17 protein-coding genes and 1 pseudogene are annotated in these 21766 nt (G+C 71.8%); 10 read left to right on the top strand and 8 right to left on the bottom strand.

Features of this window, described 5'->3' with window-relative positions:
- Positions 1-211: 211 nt before the first annotated feature.
- Entirely contained in the window at positions 212-1201 is a 990-nt protein-coding gene (locus ACU6P3_RS16050) for an AbfB domain-containing protein (protein WP_447197702.1), read from the bottom strand.
- Between the two features lie 664 nt (positions 1202-1865).
- Between ACU6P3_RS16050 and ACU6P3_RS16045 the strand changes: the two genes are divergently transcribed.
- Positions 1866-2453, top strand: coding sequence for a flavoprotein (locus ACU6P3_RS16045; protein ID WP_447197907.1), 588 nt, complete (start codon positions 1866-1868; stop codon positions 2451-2453).
- Positions 2454-2507: 54 nt separating this feature from the next.
- On the opposite strand, the gene ACU6P3_RS16040 is transcribed toward ACU6P3_RS16045, so the two are convergent.
- Positions 2508-5435 (bottom strand): hypothetical protein, encoded by a 2928-nt coding sequence (locus ACU6P3_RS16040; protein WP_447197701.1) that lies wholly within the window; start codon positions 5433-5435, stop codon positions 2508-2510.
- A gap of 116 nt (positions 5436-5551) precedes the next feature.
- Positions 5552-6037 (bottom strand): annotated as a pseudogene (locus ACU6P3_RS16035) (alginate lyase family protein); the annotation flags it as partial.
- Positions 6038-6376: 339 nt separating this feature from the next.
- On the opposite strand from ACU6P3_RS16035, the gene ACU6P3_RS16030 reads away from it, so the two are divergent.
- From ACU6P3_RS16030 to ACU6P3_RS16015, 4 genes are all read left to right on the top strand, one after another.
- Positions 6377-7768, top strand: a complete 1392-nt coding sequence (locus ACU6P3_RS16030) for a S1 family peptidase (RefSeq protein WP_447197700.1) — start codon at positions 6377-6379, stop codon at positions 7766-7768.
- A gap of 244 nt (positions 7769-8012) precedes the next feature.
- Positions 8013-8813 (top strand): LysM peptidoglycan-binding domain-containing protein, encoded by an 801-nt coding sequence (locus tag ACU6P3_RS16025; protein ID WP_447197699.1) that lies wholly within the window; start codon positions 8013-8015, stop codon positions 8811-8813.
- Between the two features lie 203 nt (positions 8814-9016).
- The gene (locus tag ACU6P3_RS16020) at positions 9017-9289 is read left to right on the top strand and encodes a DUF6480 family protein (RefSeq protein WP_447197698.1); all 273 of its coding nucleotides are present in this window, start codon (positions 9017-9019) and stop codon (positions 9287-9289) included.
- 103 nt (positions 9290-9392) lie between these two features.
- Entirely contained in the window at positions 9393-9971 is a 579-nt protein-coding gene (locus ACU6P3_RS16015) for a hemerythrin domain-containing protein (RefSeq protein WP_447197697.1), read from the top strand.
- 112 nt (positions 9972-10083) lie between these two features.
- Here the strand turns inward: ACU6P3_RS16015 and ACU6P3_RS16010 are convergent, their stop codons facing one another.
- Complete coding sequence (locus tag ACU6P3_RS16010; protein WP_447197906.1) at positions 10084-11391, bottom strand: glycoside hydrolase family 10 protein; 1308 nt, start codon at positions 11389-11391, stop codon at positions 10084-10086.
- Between the two features lie 516 nt (positions 11392-11907).
- On the opposite strand from ACU6P3_RS16010, the gene ACU6P3_RS16005 reads away from it, so the two are divergent.
- The 4 genes from ACU6P3_RS16005 (at position 11908) to ACU6P3_RS15990 (ending at position 16294) form a co-directional block, all read left to right on the top strand.
- Positions 11908-13383: a hypothetical protein gene (locus ACU6P3_RS16005; RefSeq protein ID WP_447197696.1), complete on the top strand. Its 1476-nt coding sequence runs from the start codon at positions 11908-11910 to the stop codon at positions 13381-13383.
- Between the two features lie 481 nt (positions 13384-13864).
- A complete protein-coding gene (locus ACU6P3_RS16000; protein WP_447197695.1) occupies positions 13865-14446 on the top strand; it encodes a helix-turn-helix domain-containing protein in 582 nt (193 codons plus the stop codon).
- A gap of 101 nt (positions 14447-14547) precedes the next feature.
- Positions 14548-15054 carry a hypothetical protein gene (locus tag ACU6P3_RS15995; protein ID WP_344278508.1) on the top strand — a complete coding sequence of 169 codons (507 nt, stop codon included), beginning with the start codon at positions 14548-14550 and terminating at the stop codon, positions 15052-15054.
- 1 nt (position 15055) lies between these two features.
- The gene (locus tag ACU6P3_RS15990; protein ID WP_447197694.1) at positions 15056-16294 is read left to right on the top strand and encodes an MAB_1171c family putative transporter; all 1239 of its coding nucleotides are present in this window, start codon (positions 15056-15058) and stop codon (positions 16292-16294) included.
- An 89-nt stretch (positions 16295-16383) separates the two neighbouring features.
- On the opposite strand, the gene ACU6P3_RS15985 is transcribed toward ACU6P3_RS15990, so the two are convergent.
- On the bottom strand, positions 16384-18255 hold the full coding sequence (locus ACU6P3_RS15985; RefSeq protein WP_447197693.1) for a CASTOR/POLLUX-related putative ion channel: 1872 nt from the start codon (positions 18253-18255) through the stop codon (positions 16384-16386).
- A 154-nt stretch (positions 18256-18409) separates the two neighbouring features.
- Complete coding sequence (gene xynA / locus ACU6P3_RS15980) at positions 18410-19093, bottom strand: endo-1,4-beta-xylanase XynA (protein WP_447197692.1); 684 nt, start codon at positions 19091-19093, stop codon at positions 18410-18412.
- Between the two features lie 562 nt (positions 19094-19655).
- Here xynA and ACU6P3_RS15975 point away from each other — a divergent pair.
- Positions 19656-20651, top strand: coding sequence for an aldo/keto reductase (locus ACU6P3_RS15975; RefSeq protein WP_447197691.1), 996 nt, complete (start codon positions 19656-19658; stop codon positions 20649-20651).
- 123 nt (positions 20652-20774) lie between these two features.
- Here ACU6P3_RS15975 and ACU6P3_RS15970 read toward each other — a convergent pair whose 3' ends face one another.
- Together ACU6P3_RS15970 and ACU6P3_RS15965 are read right to left on the bottom strand one after the other, a co-directional pair.
- Entirely contained in the window at positions 20775-21431 is a 657-nt protein-coding gene (locus ACU6P3_RS15970) for a contact-dependent growth inhibition system immunity protein (RefSeq protein WP_447197690.1), read from the bottom strand.
- 14 nt (positions 21432-21445) lie between these two features.
- Positions 21446-21745, bottom strand: a complete 300-nt coding sequence (locus ACU6P3_RS15965; RefSeq protein WP_344278490.1) for an RNase A-like domain-containing protein — start codon at positions 21743-21745, stop codon at positions 21446-21448.
- Positions 21746-21766: the final 21 nt, after the last annotated feature.

Below are 21766 nucleotides of genomic sequence, written 5' to 3'. Positions count from 1 at the left end.
ACCACGCGGCCCGCCGCAGACGCGGTCAGGCCGGTGGCTTCGGGTGGGCGGTGCCGGCCGGCGGGCGGGCGGTGGCGCGCCGCGCGGCGGTCGCGTCCGGCTCCGGGGTCATGGGCAGGGGGCCGAAAACGGCTGGATCTTGTCGGTGGTTCAGACGCGCCCGAGGCCCGCCGTCAGAAGGTCGTACGGCCGCTCCGCGCACGGGGATCCCTTATCCCTTGAGCATCCGGAAGGACGCGTCCGTCAGATAGAGGCCGTTGTGCTCATACCGTTCGAGCCGTAGCCGGAAGTCGCGGTGACGGATGAAACGGCCGGGGAAGTTGTACGACTCGAACAGCACACTGCCGTCGTACACACCGGGCTTGGAACAGAAGGTCGCGTCCTTCTTGAAAAGCGAAGTGCCGTCGTCGGTGTCGGCGCGGAGCCGGAAGTCGCGGTGGCGCAGGTACCGGCCGTCGCCGAGGGAGAAGGAGTAGCAGCCGGATCCCGCCAGGCCGTCGGTGACGGTGAGGAGCGCCGCGCGGCGGTCGACCTGTTCGAGGAGGCCGACGCCGTCGCGGACGTGCCAGTAGCGGTCGGGGTAGTTGACGGCCTGCATGGCGCGTTCGCGGGTGGCGGGGGCCGCCGGCGCGCCGGGGCGGTGCGGTGCCGCGCCCGCGCCGTGGCCCGTGTCCCCGCCGGTGTTCTCGCCGTTGTCGCGTCCCGTGTCCTCTCCCGTGTCCTTTCCCGTGCCGCCGTCGCCCTGCCCGGCGGGCTTGCCGGCCGGGGACCCCGATGTCGACGACGCGGCGGGCGGCTTGTCGGTGGAGCGGCCGGAGGCGGAGGCGGGTTCGCTCGCGTCGGTCGGCGGCGTCCGGGGCTGCTCGGTGACATCGCCCGGTATGTCGTCCGTCGTGCCGGCGGCGAAGCCGGGCAGTTGGGGTGCCGTGCCGAGGTCCGTGCCGGGCGAGGCGGCCCGTTCGACGCGCCGCTCCGACGGTCCGGCGAGCATCACGAGCCCGACCCCGCAGGCGACCGCGACCACACCGACGAGCAGGGTGTTCACCACGAGCCGGCCCTGCGGCAGAGCCTTCCACCGCCGGCCCTCACCCGCCCCCTCGCTCCCGGCCCCGTACGCGCCGCTCGCCGTACCCGCCGCTCCCCGAGCCGCCCCGGCCCCCTCGAACAGCCGCAGGTCGGAGTCCTTCGGGCCGCTGCGCACCCGCGGATGCCGTAACGGAGCGATGTCCGGCCGGGGCCACCTCAGTGGCACCGCGATACGCCTCGACACCCCGCCGGCGGGGCCTTTCTGTGAGCGCCGTCTGGGGTCGGCACCGCTCGAATCCGGCATGCGCAGCTTGCCTCCAGCGTCGATTCCCGGCACAGGGGACACGCGGGTGCCGCTGCGCGGTATCTGAGACCTGTGATCTGCTCTGGTGATCTGCTTCGACACAAAGCAAAAAAAGGGGGACGGGGGTCACGAACACACGGACGGCAAGGGACGGCCAACTACCGCTCGGCAGGCCGGTGTTGTGACGGGTGAAAGACTAGTGGACCACGTGACCCTCAAGTAAAGGATTCGGCACTCGCGAACGAGGATCTTCGCGGACCTGTGGACCCATGGACTCGGGGACCCATGGACTCGGGGACCCGTGGACTCGGGGACCCGTGGGCTCGGGGACCCGTGGGCTCGGGGACCCATGGGCTGGCGGACCCGTGGTCGCTCGGCCTCGTGGTCACTCAGCCCCGGGGCCCGGCGGCTCATGGCCCTCGCACACGGGCGTCGTACGATTCCGCCCTGCCGGCCCGTCCGTTCCGGCCCATGTCCGACTCACACCCCCGGAGCCGCCCGCGTGACCGACCAGTCCGCCACCGCCCGTACGACCGTGGAGTCCGACGCCTCCCCGGCCGCTCCCCGTGCCCCCTTCCTCTATGTCGTCGTCTGCGCGTCCGGGATCGCCGGGGGCGTGGGGGCGTTGATCGGGGCCGCGCGGGAGCGCGGGTGGAGGGTCGGGGTCGTGGCGACTCCGCTCGCGCTCGGTTTCATCGACCGGGAGGCGGTCGAGGAGCAGACCGGGTATCCGGTGCGGTCCGAGTGGCGGCTGCCCGGGGAGCCGCGGCCGCTGCCGGATCCGGACGCGATCGCCGTCGCCCCGGCCACGTTCAACACCGTCAACAAGTGGGCGGCGGGGATCTCCGACACACTTGCCCTGGGGGTGCTGTGCGAGGCGTACGGGACGGGGGTGCCCATCGCGGTGCTGCCGTGCCTGAACGCGGCCCAGGCCGCCCATCCCGCGTACCGGCAGAGCATCGACCGGCTGAGCGCGATGGGCGTCCTGATCGGCGGGCACGGGCCCGACCGGCCCGAGGAGGGCTGTGGCGGCGACCGGTTCCGGTGGGAGGAGGCCCTGGAACTGCTCGGTAGGCCGGGCCCGTCGGGCCCGGCGGGCCCGGTGGACTCCGCACCGAGGTGAGCCCCCGTCCTCATCGGACACTCGGAAAGCGCCGCCGCCCACGGATGTCTGACGTTATGTCACATCGACGAAGTCGCCCGCCGTCGTGACCGCCGGAGTCGTCGGCGTGCCCGCGAAGACGAAGCGCCAGTAGCCGTCCGCCGTCGCCTTGACCGTGGTCCTCAGCTCGCCGGTGCCGCCCGTCTCGACCGTCTTGACCGTGGCGTACGCCGTCGCCGACGTCGCGCGGAACTGGAGCTTGACGGGTTGGCCCGCGTAGCCCTGGTAAGCGCCGTCGGGGTCGGCGGCGCCCTCCCAGTCCGCCCGGCTCAGTCCGCCGGCGACGGTGAGTGTGCCGCCCTTGCGCACGGGCTCGGGCGCGGCGTTCACGGTGAGCCGGGAGTGGCGCTGGAGCTGGACGGTGGTCGCCGCGCGCAGATCGGCCAGGCCGCTCCCGTCGTTCGACCGGGCCCAGACGGCGGCCTTCCAGGCGCCCGCGAGCGCGTTCCTGCCGAGGGTGAGCCGGGGATCGACGTACGCGAAGGACGCCTCGCAGGTGGAGGTGGTGGCGGTCACCGGGGTGCAGGTGGCCGGGCGCGTGGCGAGGAGGACACCGTCGGGTGTGTCCGGCGGACCGTGGTACAGGTACAGATCGCCGTCCGCGACCCCGGCCGGGTCCGTGGCGGTGAAGCGGGCCGTGAACTCCTGCTCGCCGGTCGCCGTGAACACGACGGGCTTGCCCCCGTTGACCGTCACACCGGAGATCCGGGTCCCGCCGACCGTCTCGTCCCCCTGCGTCGCCGGCCCGGCGAAGGCGCGCAGGACCGTACGCCGTACGCTCCCGCCCTCGTCGTCGACGGCCGTGACGCGCAGGGAGACGAAGGACGCGGTCGTCGGAACCGGCAGGCGCGCGGACGCGGTCCCGGCCCTGGACGCGGTCCCGGCCCCGGCCCCGGGCCCTGGACCGGCGACGGACATGCGGGAGGCACCGGCCCCGGCACCCGCACCGGCCCCGGCACCCGCCCCCGGGCCCCCCGTTCCCGGACGCGTCGAGGAGTCGGTCAACGGCGTGCGGGTCAACGGCAGGTCCGTCCACCGGCCGCCGTCGTCCGTCGAGTACGCGATCCCCGTCACCGTCTCCCCGGCCTGCGAGCCGCGCGTGACCGCCCGCGCCGTGACCGTCACGGGATCCGTCCCCGCCGTGTTGCGCGCGTCGAGCCCCGACACCGTCATCCCGACACCGATCAGCGGCAGCGGTGCGCGGGCGCTCGTGTCCTGCGAGGCGAAGCTCCATTCGCTGCGCACCAGGGTGGACAGCCGCGCGTAGGGCACCTTGCGGGTGACGGTGTGATCGAGTTCGTAGGTCCGGGAGCCCGCCGGCACGGAGGCCGACACCCCCTGGGCGGGCTTCAGCCCGTCCGCCCGGACGATCGTGTTTCCCTGGTGGCTGAGCCGGTACGACGCCCGGGAGCGCTCGTCGCCGCCCGCGTTGCCGGCGGCGTCGCTGAACGTCCCCGGCTCGTACAGGGACAGCTTGCCGCCCTGCCGCGACGATCCGCCGCTCTGGTCCGGGCCGGGCTGGAACGGTGCCGCGCCGAAGGTCTCGCGCGCCGAGGCGTTCGTCGGGGCGACGTTCGTCGCGGCCGTGTTCGTGGCGGCCGGGTTCGCCGCCCCCGGAGGGGCGGCGGCCGACGGCGCGGGCAGGGTCCGGTCCGGCAGCGTCAGCGCGTGTTCGTACGTGCCGTACCGGAGCATCCGCGCGTAGGTGACGCCCGGCGTGACGTACTCGGTGACCGTACCGCCGGCGCGCACCGGCGCGTCCAGGTAGACCCCCGTCCACTGCCCCGTCTCCGGTACGGAGAGCAGCGCCGCGCCGACCCCCGCCTTCGGCGCCCGTACGGTCGTGACCGTCTTCGCGAGCTGCGCGGTGCGCACCCGCGCGACCGGCGCGGCGGGGACCGTGTCCGTGAAGGCGTGTGTCAGGTCGTAGCGGTACGGACTCGGCACGGACGCCGACGTGCCCTTCTTGACCAGGACGTCGTGCACGCGCAGCGCGGCCCCGGGCACGGAGAACGGCGTCGCGTAGACCTTGTCGGCGCCCTGTCCGGCGAACCCGGCCAGGTCCCCGCCCGGTACGGAGATCCACACCGCCGAGCCGCGCCGGACGGCCGTGGCGTCGTCCGGCACGGTGACGGCCGTCTCCTTGGCCGCCCGCTGGTCGAAGGCCACCGTGAGCCCGGCGTCGGTGACCTCGAACGTACGGGCCAGGAGGTAGCTCGGCTGCCCCGGATCGCTGTGCAGGGCCACGGCGAAGTAGTCGCCGGGAGGCAGTTCGACGGTCGAGGCGGGACCGCCGGCGTCACTGTTCACGGGGTACGGGGTCCAGGTCGCCCGGTCCCAGAGCGTGAACGTCTTGGTGGTGACGTCGGCGTGCGTGATCGTCAGCGTGACGGGGTACGTGCCGGCGTCGGCGGTGCGTGCCGCCGCCGCGCGTGCTCCCCTGCCGGGGAGGGACACGCGGGTGGGCGCCGCCGCCGTACGACGGGCCACCGGCCGTACGCTCAGCTCGCCGTCCGCCACGGTGTACGCGTAGCGCCCGGGCGCGGTGCCGTTCGGTGCGGGGTCGATACGGAGGTGGCGCGCCCGCGACGGCGCACCGCTCACGCCCGCCGCGTCCTCCCGTCCCGTCAGCTCCAGTCGCTCACCGGTGACGAGGCGGGCGACTGTTCCCCGGTCGGTGAGACGGTCGGTGAGACGGTCGGTGAGGTGGTCGGTGAGGCGGTCCGTCGTGGCGCCCGGCCGCTCGGCGGTGCGACCGGGGGCGGCTCCGGCCGGCGCCGCCCCCGCCACCGACGGGGCGGACAGGGCCGACAGGACGGTGAGCACGGAGAGGGCCGCGCAGGTCAGCGCCGCGGGGACGCGTGCGGCCGTGACTCGTCTTCGTCGGTTTCTCTTCCCCGGCCGGTGTTCACCGGCGCTCCGGGCTTTCCAGTTGAGCGGCATGACGTCCGCGCTCCCCTCCGTCACAGGTCCGTTCGGACCGGGGGAACAGCCTTACGGATCCCTCGTGCGATCGCCACATGGCCCCCGCCGCTCCTCAACGGCGGTGTGGTCAAAGCTCATCGGCCGGCCGTCGGGCCCGGCTGCTGTTCCGCTGTCGAGTCCAGTTGCTCCGCGGCCGGCCTGAGCGGCCACAGGTCGCCGCCGGGCGGCGCCTCGAGGTGCGGTACGGCGGCGCGGGCCGCGCGGTCGCCCGCGTCGGCCGCCGCCCGCACGATGTCGCTCGCCGCGTACCGGCGGAAGTCCGGCTCCGGGTGGGGCCACGGAGTCTTTCCGGTCGCGGCCGGCAGCAGATGGCGGACGGCCTTGAACAGGCCCTGCCCCTCCGGCCCTTGATATGTCCGGAGATTGACGCCGACGTGCTGTCCGACGGCCGCGAGGCGCGCGTACGCGACGAGGTCGAAGGTCGAGTAGTGCCAGCTGCGCGTGCGGTCGAGCTCCTGGGGCCGGCTGCCGTCGGCGGCCGACTCCTCTTTGCCGAAGGGGGAGTCGACCAGCCAGTCGAGGAAGTCCTCGTTCCAGGCGCGCATGCCGGCCCGGTCCGCCCCGCCCGGTGAGCACCACAGACCGTTCCGCGCTCCCGTCAAACATGTGAACGGTATTCATGAACGAGACCGTGTGAGCGTAGGGGCGTCAGGTCACGCTGACAACGGTTCGGGCACGATTCACGGATGCGGACCACGGTGGGGCGTGGCCGGCCGCGACTCATGGCGGCGGCCGACGCGTTCGCCCTGTCGTACGCCCTGCCTCGCCCCCGCTGCCCGCCCGTGCCCGCCCGCACTGAACGCGGCGGCGCGCGCGTACGTATGGAAGGGGGGCCCATCGTTCCCCGCCCCCGGGCCCCGGCGCTGGCGACGCGACTCGGTACGGCATTGGAGCCACGGATGAAGCACGCGCGACGCACCCTCCGGCGGATCGTCCGACTGGCGGCCGTCGGCGGACTCCTGTGCGGTGGGCTGCTGGTCTCGAACGCGGTGGCCGAAGAGCCCGGCGGGGCGAGAGCGGGCGGGAACGGCGCGTCCGGTACGCCCGGTACATCCGGGGTGTCCGGGGCGGCCGCGACGGGCGCGGGCCTGGTCGAGCGGCTCGGACCCTCCCGTACGGCCGGCACCTGGATCGGGTCCGACGGCCTGCCGGTGGTCGCGGTCACCGACGAGGCCGCGGCCGACGAGGTCCGGCGGGCGGGCGCGCGCCCCCAGGTGATGCGCTACAGCATGCGCGAACTGCGTTCGGCCACCGAGACGTTGAGCCGGTCCTCCCGGGTCGCCGGCACGGCGTGGGCGGTGGACTACGCGTCCAACAAGGTCGTCGTACGGGCCGACAGCACCGTCTCCGCCGCCGACTGGTCCCGGATGTCGGCGGTCGCGCGGGACATCGGCGGGTCCGTGGAGATGCGCAGGACGGAAGGCACCTTCACCACCAGGGTGAACGGCGCCGCGCCCATCCTCACCAACGGCGGCCGGTGCTCGGCGGGGTTCAACGTGACCAACGGCGCCGAGCAGTTCATCCTGACGGCCGGTCACTGCGGGCCGGTGGGCACGGGCTGGTTCGCGGAAAACCTGTCGGCCGGTCAGATCGGCACCACGGTCGCGGGACGCTTTCCGGGGAACGACTTCTCGCTCGTACGGTACGAGGAGGGCGCCGCCCCCGGCGCCGACGCCAACATCGTGGACATCGGCAACGGCCAGGCCGTACGGGTCACGGGCGCCGCGGACCCGGTCGTCGGCCAGCAGGTCTTCCGCAGCGGCAGCACGACCGGGCTGCGCAGCGGGCAGGTCACGGCGCTGAACGCCACGGTCAACTACCGCGAGGGCTCGGTCTCCGGGCTGATAGAGACCACCGTCTGCGCCGAACCGGGGGACAGCGGGGGGCCGCTGCTCGCGGAGGGGATCGCGCTCGGCATCACGTCGGGCGGCAGCGGGGACTGCACGAGCGGGGGAACGACGTTCTTCGAGCCGGTGACGTCGGCGATGAACGCCCTCGGCGTCCGGCTGACCGGCGCCGCCACCGCGGCGGGAGAAGCGGGCGGCGGCGCCCGGGAGGGCGGTGAGGGCGGCGCGTCGGACGCCGCTCCGGCTCCCTCGGTGCCGGCGGCCGGGGGGATCGCGGCTCCGGGGCCGGGCGCGCAGCGCACGGTGACCGGGATCGTCGACCTCGAGACCCTCATCCCGGGGCTGGTGCTCATCGTGGTGAGCGTGCTGGGGCTGGCGGTGGCGCAGTCCATACGGACGGAGAAGGCGAGCTACCGCAACCAGTACTCCCAGAGCTGGGGCTGACGCCATGTCATGACGGCCGCGCATCCAGGACCCGGCATCCCGAGGGCCTTGGGTGAGCAGCTGATATGACGATTCATCAGGAGTGCGTAGTGCCGCTCCGGGGCGGCCACACGGGTGAAATATCAGCAAGTCGTGCTCATCCGACGCACTGAAAACCATATTGGCGGGTTTCTTGGTGCGTGCCCACAGGTCGTGGCGAGCACTGCGTCACGGCGCTGCCGGAACTCAGTGGAGGAAACACGCCATGCCAACCACACCCGTCGCCAAACGGCCCTTCGACGCCGTCGTGCCCGTCCTGATGGCCGTCCTGAGCGTGCTCGGCCTCGCCGGCCAGAGCACCGCGGTGGCCGCCACCATCACGGGAACACAAACCGCCCGCGATTCGGTCCATCGAGCGGTACCAGAGTCCGTACCCCCCAGAACCGACTGGGATAGCATCGCCGCCTGCGAAAGCAGCGGCCGCTGGAACGCCAACACGGGCAACGGATACCACGGCGGTCTCCAGTTCGCGCCCTCCACCTGGCGTGCGTACGGCGGTAACCGCTACGCGCCCCGCGCCGATCTCGCGACGCGTGCCGAGCAGGTCGCGGTGGCGGAGGCCGTCGCACGGGACCGCGGACTGTCGGCGTGGCCGCACTGCGGCAGGCGCGGCTCGGGTTCGGGGTCGAGCACCGGCTCAGGCTCGGGGTCCGGTTCGGGATCGACCGGAAACGGCTGGAGCAGCAGCTCGAACGGTAGCTCGAACAGCGGCTCGGCCGCCGGCAGCACGGCATCCGGGAGCGCGTCCTCCGGCACGTCGGGCGGTACGCCGAGCGTGACCGGGACGAACCGGCCGTCCTCGTACGGGACCGTCACGCCGTCGCGTCGGCCCATCCCGGCGTCCGCGAACACCTACACCGTGCGGGCGGGCGACTGCCTGTCGTTCATCGCGCAGCGGGCGGGCGTCAAGGGCGGTACGCAGGCCCTGTACGCGCTGAACAAGAAGATCCTCGTCGAGGGGCCCGACCGGATCTACCCGGGCCAGCGCCTGCGCCTGCGCGCCTGAGAGGCGTCACCCTCAGGGCCGCGGCCCGGGCCCCACGCCCCGACCGCGCCCACACGGCCACGACCACGTCCCCCGACCTCGTGCTGAGGCCGGGGGACGTGGTTTTCCCCGCCTTCTCGCCGGGGCGCCGAACTGAGCCGGCCGCGTACCCGTTTGCCCGAACAGCCGGGTGCTTTTGCCCGGATAAGGGGCACCCATAGGGCATGAGCGACTCGCACCAAGGCCCAGGCCCAGGCCCAGGCCCCGTCCCCGGCCCAGGACCAAGCCCCGGCCCCGACCCCGACCGCACACCCGGCGTCGAGCCAGGCGGCGTGCCGCCCGGCGAGACTCCGCCCGGCGAGGGGGGCCTGTCCGGAGCCGGGCCGCTGGAGACCCACAACCCCACGAGAGGCTGGGCGAAGGGCCCGCTCGTCCTCATCGCCCTCGTCGTCCTGCTCTTCGCGATCGGTTTCCTCGCCTACGCGGTGTACGTGTGACGAAGGAGGAGCCGGGGCCGGGGCGGAGGCGTTCCGGTGTTTCGCGGCGGCGTACGCGGTGACCCGACAGGGGAGCGCATACGTCCGAGAGAGAGGCTTCGACATGGGTGAGGCACAGGCGGACCGGGAGCAGGCGGCACGGCTGCCCGACGGGGACGTGGTGGCGATCCTGCTGGAGCAGCACGCTCGTATCCGGGAGCTCTGCACAGAGGTGAGGAACACGCGCGGCAGCGCCAAGCGGCAGGCGTTCGACGACCTGCGGGCCCTGCTCGCCGTCCACGAGACGGCGGAGGAGATGATCGTCCGCCCGGTCGCGGAGGACACCGCGGGCAAGCGGGAGGCCGACGCCCGGAACCGCGAGGAGAAGGAGGCGAACCACGTGCTCGCCGAGCTGGAGAGGATGGATCTCGACAGCGCGGAGTTCGACGCCGAATTCGCGGAGTTCGCACAGTCGGTCGTCGAGCACGCCGAGCACGAGGAGCGGGAGGAGTTCCCGGCGGTGCGCTCGGGGCGCACGAGGGAACAGCTCCAGACCATGGGCAAGCGGTTGCGGGCGGCGGAGAAGATGGCGCCGACACACCCGCACCCGGCCGTGGCCGGGTCGCCCAAGGCGCAGTGGGCCGTGGGCCCGTTCACTTCGATGCTCGACCGGGCGCGGGACGCGATCAAGAGCAGCGCGTAGCGCGTAGCGCGTCGCGCGTGGCGCATGGCGCGCGCCGGCGGAAACGGACGCGGCACGGCGACCCCGGTGAGGGGGCGCCGTGCCGCGCGCGTGTTCCGGCCGGGCGGGACTCTCAGGAGGCGGTACAGCCGCCGACCGTCGGTGCCGTCCAGTTGCCGTTCGCCATGACCGTGAAGCCGAAGCTCGTCGCCGCCCCGGCGCCCAGGCTGCCGTTCCCGTTCGGCCTCATCGTCATCACAGTGCCGCCGGCCTCCCAGGTGGGACTGCCGTTCCACGTCGTGGAGACCGTCTGCGGCGACCGCAGGGTGACGCTCACGGTCCAGCCGCTGATCGCCGCGCCCCCGGCCGTCACCGTCACCCTGCCGTTGAAGCGGTCGCCCCACCGTTCCGTCTCGGAGTAGGTGGCCGTGCAGGTCAGGCCGCCGCCTCCGCCCCCGCCGCTGGTGCCGCCCAGGGCCGACAGCACCGAGGTGTACGCGGCCTTCTTCCCGTAGTTGTTGTCAAAGAGCAGCGGAGTGCCGCTCGCGCGCCACGAGTACTTGTCCGTCACGCCCCACACGGTGATGCCGGTGCAGCGGGAGACGGCCAGGCACGCCTGGACGACACGGCGGTAGCTGTCGGCCTGAGCGCTGCCGGAGCCCTCGATGTCCAGCTCCGTGATCTGTACGTCGACGCCCAGGTCGGCGAAGCGCTGGAGGTTCTGCTGGTAGTCGCCGGGCACCGGGGACTGGCTGTTGAAGTGCGACTGGAAGCCGACGCAGTCGATCGGCACACCGCGCGCCTTGAAGTCGCGGACCATGGCGTAGACGGCATTGCTCTTCGCGTTCTGGCCGTCGGTGTTGTAGTCGTTGTAGCAGAGCTTGGCGGCGGGGTCGGCGGCCCGGGCGGTACGGAACGCCTCCTCGATGAAGCCGTTGCCGATCTTGTCCTGGAACGGTGAGCTGCGCCGGGCGCCGGAATTCCCGTCCTGGAACGCCTCGTTGACCACGTCCCACGCGGCGATCCGGCCCTGGTAGTGCTGCATCACCTTGGTGATGTGGTTGTTCATCGCCGAGCGCAGGTCACCGGCCGCGAGTCCGCCCACCCAGCCGGGCAGCTGGGAGTGCCACACCAGCGTATGACCGCGGACCTTCATGCCCTTGCCCTGCGCGTGGCTGACGATCTGGTCGGCGGAGCCGAAGGTGAACGAGTTGCGGGTGCGTTCGACGGCGTCCCACTTCATCTCGTTCTCGGGTGTGACGCTGTTGAACTCCCGGTCCAGCGTGGCCGCGTAGTCCGACTCGCCGAGGTGGTTCGCGGCGACCGCGGCACCGAAGTACCGGCCCTTCTCGGCCGCCGCGGCGCCGAGCGTCGAGGCCGCGAGCGAAGAGGTCGCGTGCGTCGGCGCGGAGTCTCGCGCGGGGGGCTGCGCGGCGCTCACGGAGGGCGCCGAGGCGAAGGCGGTGGCGGCCACGACGGCGGCGGCCAGCAGAGCGTGCCCGCGCGCCCGGACGGACAACGCTCGCTGTTTCCGCTGCTCTCCGTGCTGCTTCCTGTGCCGCTCCCTGCGTGTCAGCTTTCCGGTCACGCTTCCTCCTCGGAGGTCGACGGAACGTGCGGGTCTCGGTGCGGATTCCAGGGCAGTGCCCTTTCGGAAAGTGAAGCAAAAGTTTCGGCGGCCGCAAGGGGTGGCGCGCGACGTAATTCCGGCCGAGTGTCGGGCGGCGCGTCGTACGGGCGTGTGCATGAGCCCATCCGGGCAGTCCTCGTCCAGATCGGGGCCCAGAAAGTATCGCCAAAGATGGCGGCATATTTCGGTCCCTCGGGTGATGGGTGAGTACCGGCAGGGCGGTTGACGGCCGGGGAACGCGAGCCTCCGCACAACCATCCACAGCGGTCCCCCGTCGCACAGGGAGCCACGGCCACAACGCCCAGCGAACAGAAAGGGGTTCACGAGATGTCATCGCAGCGCCCGCGCCGGTGGTCGGCCACCGTGACCGCGGCGGTCACCGCCCTCCCGACGGCCCTCCTCGCGACCGTCCTCGTCACCGCTCCCGCCCAGGCGGCTGATGCCGTCGCGCCCGACGGCCCCGTCCTGAACTTCCACGTCGCCCGGCCGGAGGTCGGCCTTCCCCAGCCCGCCGACGGCGTCGATCCCGCCCAGATCGGCTGGAGTCTGAGCGGTGACGCCGGCGGCGGCACCGCCGAGGACGTCGTGGTCGGGGTCGATGTCTCGGGGATCGCCTCCTTCGCCGATTTCCGCGGCGCGAGCTGTGTCGGCACCCGGTGTTTCTGGCCCGCCAAGGACATCGCTCCGGACGGTGACGCCGGCGGGTTGCTCGAAGTGTTCGCCAAGCCGGACGCCCCGCTCGGCACGACCGGCACCGCCCGGCTTTTCGCCACGTCGTCCAACGCGACCGTCGTCGAGACCACGGTGCGCGTCACCGTCGGCACGGTGGAACTGTCCGTCAACTGGCTGCCCGATACGGACAGTGCCGTGCCGGGCTCGACCCTGGACGCCCCGATCACCGTCTCCAACGCCGGTTCGCTGCCCGCGCGGGACGCGATTCTGCGGCTCGTGACCACCCCGGGGCTCGGCTTCGCTCAGCGGTTCGCCAACTGCGAGTACGGGGCGACCGACGACGAGGTCCCCGGGCAGACGTTGGGGGAGGCGGTGTGCCACATGGGTGGACCGGTCGAACCGGGGAAGCGGTACCGGCTGTCCACGGCTGTGGGGCTCGACGTCAAGCGGACGGCGCTCTTCGAGTTCCTGCACTACAGGATCACGCCGGCCTCGGCGTCGGCACCGACGCGGACATCGGCATCGGCCTCGGCTCCGGCCTCGGCTCCGGCCTCGGCTCCGGTGTCGACGGCGGCATCGGTCCCCTCCGCCCTGAACGGTGCCGCTCACCGGCCCGTGCTCTCGCTCGTACCGGATGGGAGTGCCCCGCCCAGCGGTTCCGGGCCCGAGCACGTCCGGTGGATCGTCAACGCGGTCAACACCGCGGACATCGCCGTGACCGGCGACACCGTCAGGGCCGAGCCCGGTGACGAGGTCACATTGACGGCGAAGGTGCGCAACGACGGGCCCGCGTCCGTCAACCTGCTGACCTCCGACGACCATCTCGCGGTGCTGGTCGACATCCCCGAGGGAACCACGGCGGTGCGGCTGCCGAAGCGCTGCGGCGTCTGGACGGGCGGGGGGATGGGCGAGCCGGAGCCCGGCGCCCGTCAGTACGTCTGCACGATCGGCAGGCCGTTCGACGTCGGACAGGTGGCGAGTCTGCCGTTCACGGTCCGGGTCGACGCGGACGCGCCGGCCACGACCAGCGGGGACGTGCGCAGCATGACGGTGTGGGGCGGGAAGACGGCGTACGACCCCAACGAGGACAACAACACCGGCGCGTTCACGGTCCTGGTCGAGCGCGCGTGACGAGTACAGGACGGATGGGTACGTCAAGGACACGCGCGTCATGGACAGGAGAGCCAAGCTCAGGAGCGTCAAGAGCAGGTGCGTCAGGGATGGGTACGTGACGTACGCCTGACGGCGGCGCCTCGGCCGTACCGTACGCGGGCCGGCCGGGGCGCGTGCCTCATCGCGCCCCGCGAACCACCCGTCATTCCGGAGCGCCGGGCTCCGATGCCCACCCCCGTGGGGCAGCGGTGCCCGGCACCCCGGAGCCGGACGCCGTTGCCGGCGAGGCTGTCGAGGTAACGGTGCGGGTGCGCGTGTTCACTGCTGTCGATCCTGGCGCGACCGCCAGGTTAAGTCAACTATGGTTGAGCGTTCGAGAGGTGAGCGCCTATAATCCGTCACCGAATGCCCCATTGCTGGCGATTTGGTCACAACGATCGTGTAATCGATGAGGCGGTGTGATGTCCTCCGCAGGCCGAGGAGTTCTATGATCCGGCCCATGGCCACCGATCCTCCACGTTCAGAAGCGTCGGCCTTCCGACCCGGCGACGGTGGGGACCCGTCGGACTCTCGGGACTCGCTGGCCACGCCGCGCACTTCCGTGTCGCCCGGCGCCCCCGCGTCTTCCGGCGCTCCCGCGTCCTCCGACGTGCCCGCCTCGCCCGACTCCGCCGACTCCCCCGACTCGGCCGACTTCGCGGCCCGTTTCCGCCGCGTGATCTCGGTGATCTACCCGAGGGACCTGGGCCGCCCCTGGCGCGATTCGGAGATCGCCGAGGGCACCGGCCTCAGCGGCACGTACATCGGCAACCTCCGCAAGGGCACCCAGAAGCCCAGCCTGGAGAACGCGGTGAAGATCGCCAAGTTCTTCGGCGTCCCGCTGGACTACTTCACCGACTCCGCCACCGCACAGGCCGTCGAGCGGGACTTGCGGAAGATCGAGGCATTGCGGGACGCTCGGGTCGAGCGCATCGCGATGCGTGCGGCCGGCCTGCCCCCCGAGATGCAGGACGCCGCCCTCACCGTGGTGGAGCAGCTACGGAAGGCGGTCGGGCTGCCCGACGGCAGCCCCGAGGCGTGACCGGATACGGGCAGGCGCCATACGGGTACACGCCATCCGGGCGGACGCCGCTCGGGCGTTGGCGATTGGCCGACGCCGCTGATGGGGCTGATGGGGACGACGTGCGAGATCTTGGACGTACCCGCCGCCGGATGCGGGCCATGGTCAGGCAGTTGGGCCTGCCCCGGATGAGCACGGTGGAGGAGATGTGCGCGGCGGTCGCCGAGCGGACCGGCCGCCGCGTCGAGCTGGTGCCCCGGCGGATGCGGGTGGGTGAGCCCTCCGGGTTCGTGGAGCGACGCGCGGACGTCGACGTGGTGTACGTCGAGGAGGAGACGTCCGGTCTGCACCGGGCGCACATCATCTGCCACGAGCTGGCGCACCTGCTCTGCGGCCATCTGGCCGAACCCCCGGCCGAGGACGAGGAGACGGGCCACGTGGAGCTGCCCACGATCGACCCCGACATGCTCCGGCTGGTACTCGGCCGGTCCCACTACGACGAGGCGGCGGAGGAGGAGGCGGAGATCCTGGGGGCCGAGCTGACCCGCGTCCTCGTCCTGGCGCCCGGCGCCGGCACGACCTCACAGCTGGCGCCCGCGCTGGAGCACCGCAAGGGCCAGCATGTCTGACGTGTCCGAGACCCCGTACAACATCGTCTACCTCGGCATCGGCTCGGTGGCCTGGGTCGTGGCCGCCCTGAAGATACGGGCCTGGCTCCGGGACCCGTCCCAGGGCCTGCTCGTCGTCGCCCTGACCATCGCGGCGCCCGCCACCGCCTTCGTCGTGGCCGCCCCGGTCGTGTACCGGCTGATCGACCGGGTCGCGCACCGCGGGAACCTGGCGACGGTCCTCGTCTATCTGGGCATCACGGGCTTCTCCGCCGCGGCCGTGGTGCTGGCACGGATGTGGACCCCGCCGAAGGAGCGCACCGGCGTACGGGTGTGGGACGCGGTCACCGCGGACACCTGGCACCAGGTGCGGCGCCGGCTGGCGGTGTTCGCCGTTCTGGTCCCGGTGATGGTCGGGCTGTTCCTCGCCGGCGACGCGACCAGCCCGGAGACACCGCTCACGTTCGACACCACGTTCGCGACGGACTGGCGGATCGCGGCGTTCCTGGTCATCTACCAGGCGCTGTTCGGCTTCGCGCTGATCGACATCAGCCGGGTGTGCCGGGGGCACGCCGACCGGCTGCCGCGCGGCGGACTGCACCGGGGCATCCGGCTGATCGCCCTCGGCGGAGTCGTCGCCTGCGGCTATGTGCTGTGCAAGCTCATCGCGATCGGCACGGCCTTCGCCCGGGTCACGGGCGCGGAATGGCTGAGCACGGCCCTCGGCCCGGTGTTCGCCGCGCTCGGAGCGGTGCTCATCACCGCCGGCTTCGCCGGTCCCGCCGTCTCCGCCTGGCGGCGTCGGCGCAGCGACTACCGGGCCCTGCGCCCGTTGTGGGACCTGGTGTACCGGGCGGACGAGCGCCTGGCCCTGGAGGCTCCCCCGTCCGCCTGGACCGAGCGGCTCGCGGTCCGTGACCTGGAGTGGCGCACCGCCCGGCGCGGCCTGGAGATCCGCGACGGCCAGCTCACACTGCGCCCCTGGGTCGGCCCGGCGGTCGTCACCGCCGCCGGCCGGCTCGCCGAACGGGACGGCCTGGCCGCCGACGACCGGGCGGCCCTGATCGTTGCCGCCGCGCTGCGGTCCGCCGTGGAGGCGCTGAACGCCGGTACGGCCCCGCGCCCCCGCGAGGACCAGACACCGCTGCCGGGCCTGGACACGGAACCGGCCGAGGAACGCGCGCACTTGGTACGGGTCGCCCACTACCTGCACGCGCCCTTGACCGCGGAGGCCGTGGCCACCGCGGCACCGGCGGGCTGACGCCCGGGCCGGGCGAGCGCGGTCCGCGCGGGCCGGGCGAACGTAGTCCGCGCGGGCCGAACGGCTCGCGGAACGGGACAGGCCGTGGCTCAGTCCTCGGCGAGAACCACGACCGAGTCCCCCTCGCACAGGGTCAGCGGCGCGGTCTTGGACGGGTTGAGGTGGACACCGTAGAGCGGTGGTTCGTCGCTGTGCCGCTTCAGCCGGTAGCCGATGGCCGTCTCGCCCCGTTGCCGGGCGGCCTCGATCACCGTGGCGAAGTTCGCCTCGGCGCCCGGTGCGAGGTAGCTCGCCGCCGGCTTGAGGTAGATCTCCGATCCCTCGGGGTCGAAGAGGTCGGCGAACACCGCGTACAGGTGGCGGTTCTCGGTGAGCTGGGTGAGCAGGAGGCTGATGACCTTGGTGCTGACGATGAAGTCGTCGGCCTTGGTGACCTGCGCGACCTCACGGTTGGCGTCGTCGTTCATCTCGGTGACGATGGAATACGGGTCGCCGAGCTGGATCTCGATGTCCCGCAGGTGCAGGAGAGTGACCAGGGTGCGGTCGTCGGCCCGCCCGGGGGCGATCGACTCGTCCGTCAGCACCACGATATGGCGGTAGTCGTCCAGGCCCAGGGCCTCCAGCGAGGGCCGGTGGACGGGCTCGCAGCGCTTGAAGCCCACCGTCAGGTTGTCCAGCCGGCCGCTCACGTACTCCACGGGCTGCCGCGGGGCCGCCACGTCCAGCACGGATCCCGGCCGCACCAGCCGGTCGAGCAGCGAAATGATCTTCGCTGCCCGCGGGTTCCAGCCGATCAGCAGCGTCCGGTCCGGCTCGGGCGTCCGGACGCCGGCCGTCGCGATCGCCGACCCCACGATCGTGGGCCGCTCACCCGCCGTCTTGATGAGCAGGTCGTCCTCGGCGAGGACCAGCAGCTGGTCCCCTTCCCCGATGACGGTGTCCATCGCCGGGTTGACCCGTATCTCGTCGTTCGCGCGGTGCAGGCCGATGGGTACGCCGAGTGCGAAGGCGTTCAGTGCTTCCCCGTAGGTGGCGCCGGTCAGCGCCGGCTCGGTCCAGGGGTAGATCTCGTTGCCCATGAAGCTGAGCAACTCGTTGAAGACGGTGGACAGGCCGGACTGCCGGTGGGACTGCACGATCAGCCGTACGGCTATGTCGTCGACGTCGATGACGAGCGCGTCCTCGCCGGCGGCCAGCCGGGCCGCCGCCAGGTTCGCGGAATTCTGCACGGCAGCCACCACGTTCGGGCGCGGTCCCCGCCACGTACGGCTGTTCAGCAGTAACAGCACCTTGATGACGTCGATGTCGCTCTCCGCCCCGACGGGCGGCAGCACCATGATCGCCTTGGCCGTGTCCGGACTCACCAGCTCCAGGTCGCCGCGCTGCAACGGGTTGCCGGAGCGGCAGATCACCCGTGTCTTTCCGGTGTCCGGGATCCGCCGCCGGATCTCGTCGTCCATGTCGACCTTGTCCCGGTCGGCGAGGATCACCACACAGGAGCGCCGCTCGCTCTGATTGGCCTCCACCAGCTCGGCGACCACCGTGAAGATCTGGTCCGACCAGCCCAGCACGATGGTGTGCTCGTGCTCGATCAGCCGGGACCTGCCCTTGCGGAGCTCCTGGATCCGGGTCTCCAGGCCCGTCGTCATCACACCGATCAGCGCGCTGACGATGAAGATCCCGCCGATCGTCACCGTGAGCATGAGGATCAGGAACAGCGGCTGCCCGGTGTCCCCGCCCATCGTCCCCGGATCGAGGGTGCGCAGCAGGCTCATCCAGACGACGCCGGGCCAGCCGCCGTTCTCCTCGGTGTCCTCGTGGGCGAAGACGACCACGGTCCCGGAGACCAGGGTGATCAATGCCAATGAGGCCAGCCCCAGCCAGCCGATCAGCGCGGGGGTGCCCCGGTCCATCGTGCCGTCGAACCAGTACCGCAGTCGCCCCCGCAGTCTTCCGGGCATGCTCTGTTCCTCCGTAGCTCCAACTGTCGGCAATCATGCCCAACTCGGCAGCTCGGAAGGCCTTTTACGCTCTCGGAGATATGGCCGCTCACCTGCGCGGATTCGTTCGCGGCCATCCGTTCACGGTGATCCGTTCGCGGTCATCCGTTCGCGGTCACGCGTTCACCGTGATGTTGGAACTCCCGCTGCTCTGGTATCCCTCCGTCGCGAGGATCATGTAGTAGCTGAAACTGCCCAGGTTCATTCCCGAGCGGGCCCACGCGTCGAAGTGGTTGCCGGTGGTGATGGCCCCGCCCGTCCTCTTCGACTGGCGGACGCTCCAGTACTGGTTGAAGGTGCGTATGCCTTCGACGGAGGGCGCGTTGTAGCGCGTCGTCTTGTAGATGTCGTACGTACCGCCGTCACTGGAGACCGTGCCCTTGTACTCGCCCGTGGGCCGGTACGTGCCCCAGTTGTCGACGATGTAGTACTCCACGAGCGGGTTGGACGTCCACCCGTAGAGGGTCAGGTAGCCGTTGCCGGACGGGGCGAAGCTGCCCGAGTACTGCACGGTCCTGCGTCCGCCGTTGCTCCAGCCCTTGCCGCAGACAAAGTTTCCGCAGTTGGTCCAGGAGGTCCGGTAACTTCCCCCGCCCGCCAGCGTCATGGCGACCGAGCCGCCGCCGTCGGTCCAGAACGAGTAGTAGAAGCCGTTGTTGGTACCGGTCTGGTTCGTGGTGATGGTCGTGTCGGCGTGTGCGGTGCCGGGCAGCATCAGCCCGGATGTCGCCAGCGCCAGGGTGCCGGCCCGGCCGATGAACTTCCGGCGGCTGATCTGGTGTGCGGGGGCCTTGTCCATGTCCGTGCTTCCTCCTCGTGAGGGCAGGCGGGAGGCCGCGGGCCGGTGCGTACCGGCCCAGGCGGGCCCTGTCGGTGGTGGCCGGGCGGGGCGTACCGCTCGTGGGCGACCCGGGAACCGACAGTGGTTGAGTACTGACGTGCCGACAGGTTGGAGCGGCCGGAGCGGGCTGTCAATAGTTTCCGCAACCTTTCCGGTAATGCTGGGGTGGGGTGAAGGTGTCTTTCGTTCGTATCATGCCTGGTCAGAACGTATGCGTTGCTCGTTCGACGCGGCTTCTGTCGGTCGAAGTCCGGTCGATATGGGATCAAGAAGCGCCACCAGGTTTCGAAAGTTTCGGATGCGAGCTGGCCGGAGTGGGCGTTCCGGTGGCTACCCGGTGGCTAGTGCCGCGACCGGCAAGGTTTGCCCGTCAAGGAGCGGCGTCCGGTGCGTGTGATCGCAAGGCGGGCAGAAGTCCATGTAGCGGAGCTACCTGGACTTGTGGCCAACGCGGCGAGCGCGCGTGCCGGGCGTCGCGACGGGGCAAACGTTGCCGGGAGGGGCACTAGCGTGCGCGGGCATGGAGACCAACACGCACATCAGGACACTGGGCCGCAGCGGCATCGAGGTGAGCGCCCTCGGCTTCGGGTGCTGGGCCATCGGCGGCGAGTGGCAGTCCGTCGACGGGCGACCCCTGGGCTGGGGCAAGGTCGACGACGACGAGTCGGTGCGCGCGATCCGGCGCGCCCTCGACCTCGGCGTCACCTTCTTCGACACCGCGGACGTATACGGCACCGGCCACAGCGAACGCCTGCTCGGCCGCGCCCTCGGCAAGCGCCGCACCGATGTCGTCGTCGCCACGAAGTGGGGCAACCTCTTCGACGAGGAGACCCGGACCAGGCACGGACAGGACGACTCCCCGCAGCACGCGCGCCGCGCCCTGACAGCCTCCCTGCGCCGTCTGGACACGGACTACGTCGACCTCTACCAGCTGCACATCTCCGACGCCGACCCGGAACGGGCGGCCCGGCTCCGCGACACCTGCGAGGGTTTCGTGCGCGAGGGCCTCATCCGCGCGTACGCCTGGAGCACGGACGATCCCGCCCGGGCCGCGGTCTTCGCCGAGGGCCCGCACTGCACGGCCGTCCAGCACCGCCTGAACATCCTCCAGGACGCTCCCGTACTCCTCGCCCTCTGCGCGGAGGCGGACCTCGCGAGCATCAGTCGCAGCCCGCTCGCCATGGGCCTGCTCACCGGCAAGCACACCGCCGAGCGCGCCCTGGACAACGGCGACATCCGCAACGCGCCTCCCGCGTGGCTGCCGGGATTCACCGCGAACGAGGGCGCCGACCCGGCCTGGCTCGATCGGGTCGAGTCCCTGCGTTCCGTCCTCACCAGCGACGGCCGTACCCTCGCGCAAGGCGCCCTCGCCTGGATCTGGGCCCGCGCCCAGCGGACGATCCCCATCCCCGGTTTCCGTACGGTCGCCCAGGCCGAGGAGAACGCGGGCGCGCTCGCGAAGGGCCCGCTCACCGCCGGGCAGATGGCCGACGTCGACCGGATCCTGGGACGGTGAGCGGTGTGCGGTGTGCGGTGAGCAGTGAGCAGTGAGCAGTGAGCGGTGAGCGGTGAGCGGTGATCAGTGGGCGGTGATCAGTGGGCGCCGCCGGAGCCGGAAGCGGAGCCGACCGTGGCTGGATCAGGTGCCGGACAGCGTCGTGGCCAGCGACTGGAACCAGGCCCCGTAGGAGAACGGCTCGGGCGGGCTGACCTCCATGCCGAGTTCGGCGGCTGCCAGGGCGTAGTCAGCCTCGTCCAGGGGCAGCGCGAGCAACTCGTGGAGTTCACCGACGAGGCGCGCGACCAGCTGGGGGTCGGTGGTGGCGGCGTAGTCGGCGACGGCGGCTCCGTGGTCGGGGAACTCGTCGGCGATGTCCTGCGAGAACCAGCCGCCGAGCAGTTGCGCGGTCTCCGGGAAGCGTGCGTGCCACTCCCAGTGCGTCTGCGGGGACGACGGTTCCGGTACGTCGCCTTCCTCGATGCTCTTCTTCAGGTGGTCGGCCAGCATCATCAGCCAGTCGCCGATCTCCGACTGGGGCAACCGGATGTCCGGAACCGCGTAGAACTCGCCCAGGCCGAGCCGGATGCGGCCCGGCGGGTTGCGGCTGTACTCGCGCAGCTGGCGCTCCGCCTCCGCGATGGCAGAGGGGCGGGTGTGCCAGGTGTGACGGAGGTACGCGTCCAGCGCGCGGCTGCGCCTCTCCGGGGTGTCGTCGGCCGGCTGCCCCAGGTACGCGCGCATCACCTTGTCCAACTCGCCGTACCGGCGATCGTGTTCGAGGGGCTTCATGGACATGTGCGGACGGCCGCCTACAGGTAGAAGGGGACGGTCGTGTGGACGACGAAGCCGTGCGGGCTCGACGGCTCGCGGCGCAGCACCACGCGCGCCGCGCGGACGTCGACGGGCCCGCGCCCGGCCAGCAGCTCGGCTTCCAGCTGGACCCGGCCCACGGGCTCCTCGCGGGAGGGCCAGGCGGCCTCGATGGTGAGGCGGGCCCGGGTGTTCTGGGCGAGCCAGTGGTGGATGGCCTGCTCGTTGGCGGTCACCACCTGCTGGGTGGCCCACTGGGCGGTCTCCCGGTCGGGGTACGTCGCGGATCGCGTCAGCACGGGGGGATCCTCTCAAATCGC

Source organism: Streptomyces hebeiensis (assembly GCF_052983195.1).
This window is presented reverse-complemented; position numbering and strand designations above follow the sequence as displayed.